Origin of the sequence: Micromonospora sp. NBS 11-29 (assembly GCF_002140155.1) — a bacterium.
Taxonomy (GTDB): Bacteria; Actinomycetota; Actinomycetes; order Mycobacteriales; family Micromonosporaceae; genus Micromonospora.
The window spans coordinates 127130-136548 of sequence record NZ_NAPR01000003.1 but is presented as its reverse complement, the minus strand read 5'-3'; the positions used below and the strand labels follow the sequence as shown (position 1 = coordinate 136548).

Here is a 9419-nt window from a genome sequence, read left to right as displayed (position 1 = left end):
GGGTGGCGGGGCCCGACGGGCCGGCCTGCCGGTGCGGGCGGCGGGGCTGCCTCGCGGCGGTGACCGGCGTGGACGCCGTGGTGCGCCGGCTGCTGCCCGACGTGGCGGTGGACGGGCCGGTCACCGACTACCTGCCGGAGATCGACCGGATCCAGGCCCTCGCCCGCGCCGGGGACGACCCGGTGCGGGCCGGGCTCACCGAGATCGGTCGGCAGCTCGGGCACGCGGTGGCCGTCCTGGCCGACCTGCTCGACCCGGAGGTGGTCGTGGTGGGCGGGCACCTGGCGGCGCTCGCGCCGTGGCTGCTGCCGGCCGCCCGCGCCGAACTCGCCGCCGGCACCGGCGCCCCGCCGGGCGGTGCGCGGCTGGAAGCGAGCACGTTGGGGTCGGCGGCCAGCGCGCTGGGGGGCGCGACCGCCGCACTGGCCACCGTGGAGGCCGGGCACCTGCCCGCCGCGTTACCCCTTGACCGCACCGGCCGGGGGTGCCAACCTCGGTAGCGCCGCTTCCGAGTCCGGGCAGCCCGGGGCGGCGTGTTTTCCGGCGGTTGTCGAAGCGCTTCACCATTGCTCCGGGCCGACCCGCCGGCCGACCACCACCCCTTTCCCCAGCGTGCGCGTCGCCGTCCACCGGCGCGGTCGTCGAAGCGCTTCGACGACCCGTGACGGCGACCGCGCGTCCACCGGAGGCGCCCGTCATGACCGACCGCCCACCCCACCGTCTCGACGACCTGCTGGCCCGGCTGACCCTGCCGGAGAAACTCGGCCTGCTGCACCAGTGGCAGGCGCCGGTACCCCGCCTCGGCCTGCCGGCGTTCCGCACCGGCACGGAGGCGCTGCACGGCGTCGCCTGGCTCGGCGAGGCCACCGTCTTCCCGCAGGCGATCGGCCTGGCCGCGAGCTGGAACCCGGAGCTGATCCGGGCCGTCGGCGCCGCCGTCGCAGACGAGGTCCGGGCCAAGCACCGGGCCGACCCGCGGCGCGTCGGGCTCAACGTGTGGGCGCCGGTGGTCAACCCGCTGCGCGACCCCCGCTGGGGGCGCAACGAGGAGGGCTGGTCCGAGGACCCGTGGTTGACCGGCCGGCTGGCCACCGCCTACGCGTCCGGGTTACGCGGGGACCACCCGGTGCGGCTGCGCACCGCGCCGACGCTCAAGCACTTCCTCGGCTACAACAACGAGACCGACCGGGCGACGACCTCCAGCGACCTGCCGCCGCGCGTGCTGCACGAGTACGAGCTGCCGGCCTTCCGCGCCCCCCTGGCCGCTGGCGCGGCGGTCGCCGTGATGGCCTCGTACAACCTGGTCGACGGCGTGCCGGCGCACCTGAGCCCGCTCATCGACGGTGAGCTGCGCGGCTGGGCCGACGACGAGGTGATGGTGGTCGGCGACGCCGGGGCGGTCGGCAACATCGCCGGCGTGCAGGGCCACCTGCCCGACCACGTGGCCGGCTTCGCCGCCGCGTTACGCGCCGGGGTGGACAGCTTCACCGAGGACGACGCCGACCCCGCGCCCACCGTCGCGCGGCTCACCGAGGCGCTCGCCCGCGGGCTGATCGGCGAGTCCGACGTGGACCGGGCGGTCCGGCGGATCCTGTCGGTGCGGCTGCGCCTGGGCGACCTCGACCCGCCCGGCCACGACCCGTACGCCGACGTGCCGGCCGACGTGGTGAACTGCCCCGCCCACCGGGAACTGGCCCGCGAGGCCGCCCGCCAGTCGGTGGTGCTGCTGCGCAACGACGGGCTGCTCCCGTTGCCCGCCGACGTGCGGGTCGCCGTGCTCGGTCCGCTCGCCGACGCCGTGCTCACCGACTGGTACAGCGGCACCCTGCCGTACGCGGTCAGCCCGTACGCCGGGCTGCTCGGGCGGCTGCCCGAGGTGACCACCCACCCGGGCGCGGACCGGATCACGCTGCGCGCCGGCGGCCGGGCGGTCAGCCACGACGACGGGCTGCTCGCGCTGACCGACGCGGCGCCGGCCGAGTTCGACGTGGTCGACTGGGGGCAGGGCGTGGTGGCGTTGCGCGCGGTCGGCACCGGCGGCCACGTCGGCGCCGACGACGCCGGCGCGCTGGTCGTCGACCGTCCGGGCCCGGGCGGCTGGGTGGTCCGGGAGACGTTCCGCTTCCAGCACCGCCCCGACGGCACGGCGCTGCTGCACCACCTGGCCACCGACCGGCCCGTCGGCGTGGGCCCGCACGGACGGTTGAGCGTCGCCGGCGGCGACCCGGTCGTGTTCACCGTGGACCTGCTCGTCGACGGGGCCGCCGAGGCCGCCGCGCTGGCCGCCGCCGCCGACGTGGCGGTGGTGGTGCTCGGCAACCATCCGATGGTCAACGGCCGGGAGACCGAGGACCGCGTCGACCTGGAGTTGCCGACCGGCCAGTGGGAGCTGCTGCGTGCGGTGCACGCGGCGAACCCGCGTACCGTGCTGACGGTGACCAGCAGCTACCCGTACGCGGTGGGCTGGGCGCAGGAGCACCTGCCGGCGGTGCTGTGGAGCGCGCACGGCGGGCAGGAGCACGGCCACGCGCTGGCCGACGTGCTGCTCGGCGACCAGGAGCCGGGCGGCCGGCTCACCCAGACCTGGTACGCCGACACCGCCGAACTGCCCGACCTGCTCGACTACGACGTCATCGGCGCGGACACCACCTACCTCTACCACCGGGGTGAGCCGCTCTACCCGTTCGGGCACGGGCTCAGCTACGCCGAGTTCGACTACGCTGACCTCCGGTTGAGCACCGCCACGGCGCACGCCGGCGAGGAGGTGGAGGTGAGCGTCGAGATCACCAACACGGGCCGCCACCCGGGCACCGAGGTGGTGCAGCTCTACACCCGGCAGCGGCGCTCCCGGGTCAAGCAGCCGCTGCGGCAGTTGCGTGACTTCGCCCGGGTCACCCTCGACCCGGGGTGCGCGGCCCGGGTGACGTTGCGGCTGCGTACCGCCGATCTGGCCTGGTGGGACGCGGACCGCGCGGCCCCGGTGGTGGAGGACGCCACCCACTCGGTGCTGGTCGGCCGGTCCGCCCGCGACGTGCGGCTGGTCGGCGCGCTCACGGTGACCGGCGGCGACGCCGCGCCCGCGCCCACGGCCGGCCGCTCGGGGGTCGCCCGGTGACCGGTCGGGGGTCCGGTGAGCAGGTCACCATCGCCGACGTGGCCCGCCACGCCGGGGTGGCCGCGAGCACCGTGTCGTACGTGCTCAGCGGCAAGCGCACCATCTCGGCGACCACCCGGGGCCGGGTGCTGGCCAGCGTGCGCGCCCTGGGCTACCACCCGAACGCCGGCGCGCGGGCGTTGGCCAGCCGCAAGGCCAACGTGATCGCCCTGGTGCTGCCGTTGCGCACCGGCATGCAGGTGCCGGTGGTGATGCGGTTCGCCACCGCGGTGGTCACCACCGCCCGCCGCTACGACCATGACGTGCTGCTGGTCACCGCCGACGAGGGCCCGGCCGGGTTGCACCGCATCGCCGGCAGCGCGCTCGTCGACGGTGTGCTGCTGATGGACGTGGAGCTGGAGGACTCCCGGGTGCCGCTGCTGCGCGAGTTGGCGCTGCCCGGCGTGCTGATCGGGCATCCCGCCGACAGCACCGGCCTGGCCTGCGTCGACCTGGACTTCCGGCGGGCCGGGGAGCTGTGCGTGGAGCACCTGGCCGCCGCCGGGCACCGGCGGATCGCGTTGCTCGGCGCCCCGGCCGCCGTCTACGACCGGGGCACCGGCTTCGCCCACCGCACCCGCGCCGGGGTGGTGGCCGCCGCCGGCCGGCTCGGCGTCGACGCGGTGACCCGGCCCTGCGAGGAGGGCCCGGCGGCGGTGCGGCGGGACCTGGCGGCGCTGCTGGCCGAGCACCCCGACGTCACCGGGCTGGTGGTGCAGAACGAATCGGCGGTCGGCCCGGTGCTGGCCGCGTTGCCGCTGCTGGGCCGCCGGGTGCCGCAGGACGTGTCGGTGGTCGCGATCTGCCCCGACGAGCTGGCCGAGCCGTCCGGGCTGACGTGCGTGCCGGTGCCGGCCGAGGAGGTGGGCCGGCAGGCGGTGACGTTGCTGATGCGGCGGCTGCGCGACGAGCCGGTGCCGGAGGTGACGCTGCTGGAGCCCCGGCTGACCGTACGGGACACCAGCGGCTGATCAGAGGTTGTCGGGCTGGCGCAGGGCCGGGTGGTGCTCGCCGGGGGCCGCGTACCAGGGCGCGGCGTCGTCGGTGAGCGCGGTGCCGATGCGCAGCCGGGCCCAGTCGTCGAGGTCGGGCAGCGCGTCGGGGGTGAACCAGGCCACCGCCAGGGACTCGTCGCCGTCGGCGGTGGGCGTGCCGCCCACCGCCGAGCAGCGGAACCAGACGTTGAGGTATTCGCAGGCGTCGCCGTTGGGGTAGACCACCGGGTGGGTGGCCACCCCGGCCAGCCGGTCGATCGTCACCTCGACGCCGGTCTCCTCGCGGACCTCACGCACCAGCGCGTCGGCGGGCTGCTCGCCCGGGTCGACGGTGCCGGCGGGCACCGACCAGCGGCCGTTGTCGCCGCGGCGGGCCAGCAGCACCCGCCCGGCCGTGTCGGTGACCACGCCGCTGACCCCGTAGAGCATGAGCAGGTCGTGGCCGACGTGCCGGCGCAGCCGGGCGATGTAGGGCGACACGGGCATGGCGAGCAGGCTACCCGCGCGGCTGCCGGTGCCGCCGGAGCATCCCGGCGGCCAGCGCCGCGCCGTCCAGGTCACCGGCGGCGACGCGCCCGGCGACGGTACGCCGCACCAGCCGGTCGGCCAGCGCCGGCGCGTGTCGGGCCAGCGCCAGCTCCAGCCGGCCGCGCCGGGTGGTGGCCACGTCGCGGGGCGCGCGGCGGGCGGCGGCGGCGCGCAGGATCGCCGCGACGACCCCCTCGACCGGTTCGGGGCGGGACACCCCGTTCAGGGACAGCCCGGCCGCCACGGTGCTGTCGTGGATCGGGGAGGCGACCATGCTGGGGTAGACGACGCTGACGCCGACGTGCGTGCCGACCTCGTGGCGCAGCGCGTCGGCGTACGCGACCAGCGCCCGTTTGCTCACCCCGTACGCGGCGGCCAAGGGCAGCGGCAGCACCGCCATCCGGCTGGCCACGAAGATCACCCGCCCGCGGGCGGCCTCCAGGGCGGGCAGCGCGGCGGCCGTGGTCCGCCAGGCGGCGAGCAGGTTGACCTCGATCTGCCGGCGGACCACCTCGTCGGGGGGCAGCTCGGCGGGGGCAGGCCCGCCGACGCCGGCGTTGTTGACCAGCAGGTCCAACCCGCCGAGCCGGTCGACGGCGGCGGCCACCGCGGTCGGCGTGGCGGCCGGGTCGGTCAGGTCGACCCCGAGCACCGGCGGCGTGGCGTCGGCGTCGGCGCGCAGGTCCAGCCCGACCACATGTGCGCCGGCGGCGGTCAACGCGTCGCCGAGGCGCCGCCCGAACGTGCCCCGCGCGCCGGTGACCAGCACCCGCCGTCCGGCCAGCGCGCTCACCGTGCCGCTCCGGCCCGGCGCCGCCCGGCGGCCAGCTCCCGGCGCAGCTCGGTCAGGTAGACGTCGAAGTCCACCCGCATGTGCGGGCGGCGCTGCCCCCACCGGGCGGTGGCGGCGCGCAGCTCGGCGCGGCAGGCGGCGGCCTGGCGGGCCGGCTCCGGTGGGGCCCAGGTGCCGGCCAGGCGCGCGGCGACCAGCCGGGCCTGCGCCTCCAGCAGCGGGAACGCCGCGCCGGTGGACTGCATGAGCCCGACGAACGCCAACCCGGGCGCGTCCAGGTGGAAGACGTGCCGGTACAGCGGCAGCCGCTCGGCGCCGTCGCCGAGCAGATCGGCGTCGAGGAACGGCACCTCCACCCGGTAGCCGGTGCACCAGACGACCAGGTCGACCTCGTCGACGCGGCCGTCGGTGAACTCGACCCGGTCGCCGGCGAACGCGGCGATGCCGGGCCGGGGGTGGATGTCGCCGTGGGTGAGGCGGGACAGCAGCGCGTCGGAGAGCGTGGGATGGTCCTGGAGGAAGCCGTGCGCCGGTGCGGGCAACCCGTAGCGGGCGGGCGGGCCGACGGTGGCGGTGAGCATGGTCTGGCTGATGCGTTGCCGCAGTCGCCACGGCAGCCGGCGGGCCAGGGCGCCGTTGAGCGTGTCCGAGGGGCGGCCGAGCAGGTACTTGGGCACCACCCAGACGCCGCGACGCAGCGACAGCAGCGTCCGGTCGGCCGTGTACGAGGCGTCGACGGCGATGTCCATGGCCGAGTTGCCGCCGCCGACGACCAGCACGCGCCGGCCGGCGAGCTGCTCCGGGCCGCGGTAGTCGTGGCTGTGCATCTGCGCGGCGGCGCACTCGCCCGGGTAGGGCTCGGGCCGGCGCGGCGTCCGGTTGTGCCCGTTGGCGACCACCACCGCCTCGACGTCGACCTCGACCGGCCCGTCGGGGCCGACCGCGCGGACCCGCCAGCCGTCGCCGGCGCGGGTGACCCGTTCGACGGTGTGCCCCAGCCGCACATGGTCGCGCAGGCCGAACCGGTCGGCGTAGTCGTCGAGGTAGCCGGCGACACGGGTGTGGTCGGGGTAGTCGGGCCAGTCGGCTGGCATCGGGTGGTCGGCGAACTCGGTGCGCCCGCGGCTGGTGTTGAGGTGCAGCGTCCGGTACGCGGGCGAGCCGGGCGCGCCGTAGACCCAGAGCCCGCCCGGGGTGTCGGCGCTGTCGTACGCGACCGCCGGCACGTCGGCGTCGGCGAGCGCCTTGAGCGTGGCCAGTCCGGCCGCTCCGGCGCCGACGACCGCGACCCTGGGTGGTGCCGCCATGCCCGCCCCCTTAATCCAACGACCGATGGATAGTCCCTGGCGGGCGGGACGCCGTCAAGGGGCGGCCGGCGGATAGAGCCCGTCGAGGAACCGGTGCACGAACGCCCGGAACTCCCGGCGTTCCCGGGCCTCCGAGCCGGTGCGCGCGGCCAGCGCCACCACATGCCCGTGCACCGCCCAGACCAGGCTGCGCACGGTCACGTGCGGGGCCGGCTCGACCAGCGTGCCGGCCTCGGCCGCGGCGGCGAGCAGCGCCTCGACCTGCGCGTACAGCGGGGCGGCGTAGCGCTGGTCCAGTTCGGCGTGCCGGTGCGGCTCCAGCCAGCGGCGCAGCCACAGCGCGGTCGTCTCGGGCCGGTCCTCCAGGAAGTCGACGAACACGTCGACCAGGTCGTGCAGCGCACGCAGCACGNCCGGCCGCCAGGGCGGCCCGCGCGCGTTCCCCGGCCGCTTCGAGGACCTCCCGCTCGGCGCCGGAGACCCGCGCGAAGCAGGCGTCGTAGAGCTGCGCCTTGTTGCCGGTGTGGTGGGCGACGGTGGCCACGTCGACGCCGGCCGCGGCGGCGACGTCGCGGACGCTGACCGCGTCGAAGCCCCGCTCGGCGAAGAGCGCGGTGGCGGCGGCGAGCACCAGTTCCCGGGTCGGACGCTGATCGTCGCGGCGGGGCCGGCCCGGCCGGCGGCGGGGCATGGTCATCCGGCCATTGTTGCCCCTACAATCCAGCAACCGTTGGATTGGGGTCGGCGTGCCCGGGAACAGGAGGCGGCGATGACCGGGCTGGAGCAGCGGCGCGATGTCGTCGCCCTGCCGCGCGGCCCGCTGGTCGGCTTCGCCGCCGGCTCGCTGGGCATGGGCGTGTGGGTCACCGTGCCGGGGCTGCTGCTGCTCTACTTCCTCACCGACGTCCTCGCGGTCGCGCCGTGGCTGGCCGGGCTGACCCTGCTGCTGCCGAAGATCGCCGACGTGCTGCTGCACCCGTGGATCGGGCACCGCTGCGACGTGGAGCAGGCCCGCCGGGGCCACCGCCGCCGGCTGCTGGCAGCCGGCTGCGCGTTGCCGGTGGCGTTCGCCGCGCTGTTCGCGGTGCCCGGGGACCTGACCGGCGCGAGCGCGGCGGCCTGGGTGGCGGTGTTCTTCGTCGCCGGCAACCTGCTGTTCGCCGCCTACCAGGTGCCCTACCTGGCCACCCCGGCGGACCTGCGGATCGGCTACCACGAGCGGACCCGGCTGATGGCCTTCCGGATGGTCGTGCTGACGCTCGGCATCCTGGTCTCCGGGCTGCTGGCGCCGCTGCTGGCCGGCGGGGACGCCGCCACCCGCGCCGGCTACCTACGGATGGCGGTGGTGCTGGCCGTCGGCATGCTCGCCGCGATGGCGGTCGGGGTCGCCGGCGTCGGCCGGCTGCGCCGCACGGCGGCCACCTCGACGGCCCCGCACGGCGCCGGCGGATGGCGGGCCCTGGCGGCGAGCCTGCGCGACCGACAGTTCCGCGTCCTGGCCGGCGCGTACCTGGCCATGTCCACCACCACCCACCTGGTGTTGGCCGGGGTGCCCTACTACGCCGAGTACGAGCTGGGCCGCGCCGGGCTCACCACCGTGCTGGTCGCCGCGTTCGTCGCGCCGGCGCTGCTGGTCACGCCGGCCTGGCTGGCACTGGCCGCCCGGGTCGGCAAGCAACGCGCCCTGCTCGCCGCGCAGGCCGCGTTCGCCGCCGGGTCGCTGGTGCTGGCGGTCGGCCGTCCGGCCGGGTTGCCGGTGCTGGTCGCCGCCGTGGCGGTGCTCGGGGTGGCGTTCGCCGGGCTGCAACTGCTGCCGTTCTCGATGCTGCCCGACGTGATCCGCGCCGCCGGCGCGCCGCGGGCCGGCACGTACACCGGGGTGTGGACCGCCACCGAGGCCACCGGCGCTGCGCTGGGCCCCTACGCGTACGCGTTGTGCCTGGCCGCCGGCGGCTTCGTCGCCTCCGACGCCGGGGAGGCCGTCACCCAGTCCCCCGACGCCCTCGCGGCGCTGCGCTACGGCTTCGGCCTGCTGCCCGCCGCGGTGATGGTGGTCGCGGTGCTGCTGCAACGCCGCTACACCCTCGACGGCGCGGCCCGCGCCGACGCCGGCCACTAGACTTCGCCCCCGATGGACGCCGAGCCCCCCACCGAGACCCGTCCCTGCGCCCACTGTGGACGCGAGGTGCCGCAGCGCGCCGGCGCGGGCCGCCCCTTCCGCTACTGCCGGGACAACGACGGCAACTGCCAGCGCGCCGCCCGCAACTCGCGGATGCGTCACCGCAACTCTCCCGGCCTGCCCGGGCAGGTGGCCCGCACCTGGGAGGCGGTGGACCGGCTCGACCAGGTCGTGGAGACCCTCACCGAGGCGCTGCACGCCGAGCTGTCCCCGGCCGGCGTGGAGCGGCAGCTCGCCGAGCTGCGCGCCGAGACGGCCGCTCAGGTCGCCGCCGCGCACGCCGAACGCGACGAGGCCCGCCGCGACGCCGAGGACGCCGCCGCGTCGGCCGCCCGGGACCGGCAGGACACCCGGGCCGCGCAGGCCGAACGGGACACCGCCCGGCAGCGCGCCGACCAGGCGCAGGCGGCCGCCGCCACCGCCGCGGACCGGGCCGAGGCCGCCGAGACCGCCCGGGACGCCG

The 9419-nt window shown here is 76.9% G+C and carries 8 protein-coding genes and 2 pseudogenes; 5 read left to right on the top strand and 5 right to left on the bottom strand.

Features of this window, described 5'->3' with window-relative positions; genetic code table 11:
* The 3 genes from B1205_RS30705 to B1205_RS01840 form a co-directional block, all read left to right on the top strand.
* Positions 1-500, top strand: a 500-nt coding sequence (locus B1205_RS30705; protein ID WP_254909638.1) for an ROK family protein, incomplete at its 5' end; no start/stop codon positions are given.
* A gap of 197 nt (positions 501-697) precedes the next feature.
* A complete protein-coding gene (locus B1205_RS01845) occupies positions 698-3115 on the top strand; it encodes a beta-glucosidase family protein (protein ID WP_089154022.1) in 2418 nt (805 codons plus the stop codon).
* Complete coding sequence (locus tag B1205_RS01840; RefSeq protein WP_089154021.1) at positions 3112-4125, top strand: LacI family DNA-binding transcriptional regulator; 1014 nt, start codon at positions 3112-3114, stop codon at positions 4123-4125. Before B1205_RS01845 ends, B1205_RS01840 begins: the two co-directional genes overlap by 4 nt.
* Here the strand turns inward: B1205_RS01840 and B1205_RS01835 are convergent, their stop codons facing one another.
* From B1205_RS01835 to B1205_RS30695, 5 genes and pseudogenes are all read right to left on the bottom strand, one after another.
* Entirely contained in the window at positions 4126-4635 is a 510-nt protein-coding gene (locus tag B1205_RS01835) for an NUDIX hydrolase (protein ID WP_089154354.1), read from the bottom strand.
* Positions 4636-4645: 10 nt separating this feature from the next.
* Positions 4646-5470 carry an SDR family NAD(P)-dependent oxidoreductase gene (locus B1205_RS01830; protein ID WP_089154020.1) on the bottom strand — a complete coding sequence of 275 codons (825 nt, stop codon included), beginning with the start codon at positions 5468-5470 and terminating at the stop codon, positions 4646-4648.
* Positions 5467-6777 carry a flavin-containing monooxygenase gene (locus B1205_RS01825; RefSeq protein WP_089154019.1) on the bottom strand — a complete coding sequence of 437 codons (1311 nt, stop codon included), beginning with the start codon at positions 6775-6777 and terminating at the stop codon, positions 5467-5469. The genes B1205_RS01830 and B1205_RS01825 overlap by 4 nt, the downstream gene beginning before the upstream one ends.
* 54 nt (positions 6778-6831) lie before the next feature.
* Positions 6832-7188 (bottom strand): hypothetical protein, encoded by a 357-nt coding sequence (locus tag B1205_RS30700; RefSeq protein ID WP_254909708.1) that lies wholly within the window; start codon positions 7186-7188, stop codon positions 6832-6834.
* 139 nt (positions 7189-7327) lie between these two features.
* Positions 7328-7468, bottom strand: a pseudogene (locus tag B1205_RS30695) (TetR family transcriptional regulator); the annotation flags it as partial.
* A gap of 78 nt (positions 7469-7546) precedes the next feature.
* Between B1205_RS30695 and B1205_RS01815 the strand changes: the two are divergent.
* Positions 7547-8896 carry an MFS transporter gene (locus B1205_RS01815; protein WP_089154018.1) on the top strand — a complete coding sequence of 450 codons (1350 nt, stop codon included), beginning with the start codon at positions 7547-7549 and terminating at the stop codon, positions 8894-8896.
* A gap of 12 nt (positions 8897-8908) precedes the next feature.
* A pseudogene (locus B1205_RS30690) lies at positions 8909-9419 on the top strand (hypothetical protein); the annotation flags it as partial.

Bases quoted from the DNA above. Each gene is read 5' to 3' on its own strand.
- B1205_RS01845 (WP_089154022.1), top strand. From the start codon at position 698: ATGACCGACCGCCCACCCCACCGTCTCGACGACCTGCTGGCCCGGCTG.
- B1205_RS01835 (WP_089154354.1), bottom strand. From the start codon at position 4,635: ATGCCCGTGTCGCCCTACATCGCCCGGCTGCGCCGGCACGTCGGCCAC.
- B1205_RS01825 (WP_089154019.1), bottom strand. From the start codon at position 6,777: ATGGCGGCACCACCCAGGGTCGCGGTCGTCGGCGCCGGAGCGGCCGGA.
- B1205_RS01815 (WP_089154018.1), top strand. From the start codon at position 7,547: ATGACCGGGCTGGAGCAGCGGCGCGATGTCGTCGCCCTGCCGCGCGGC.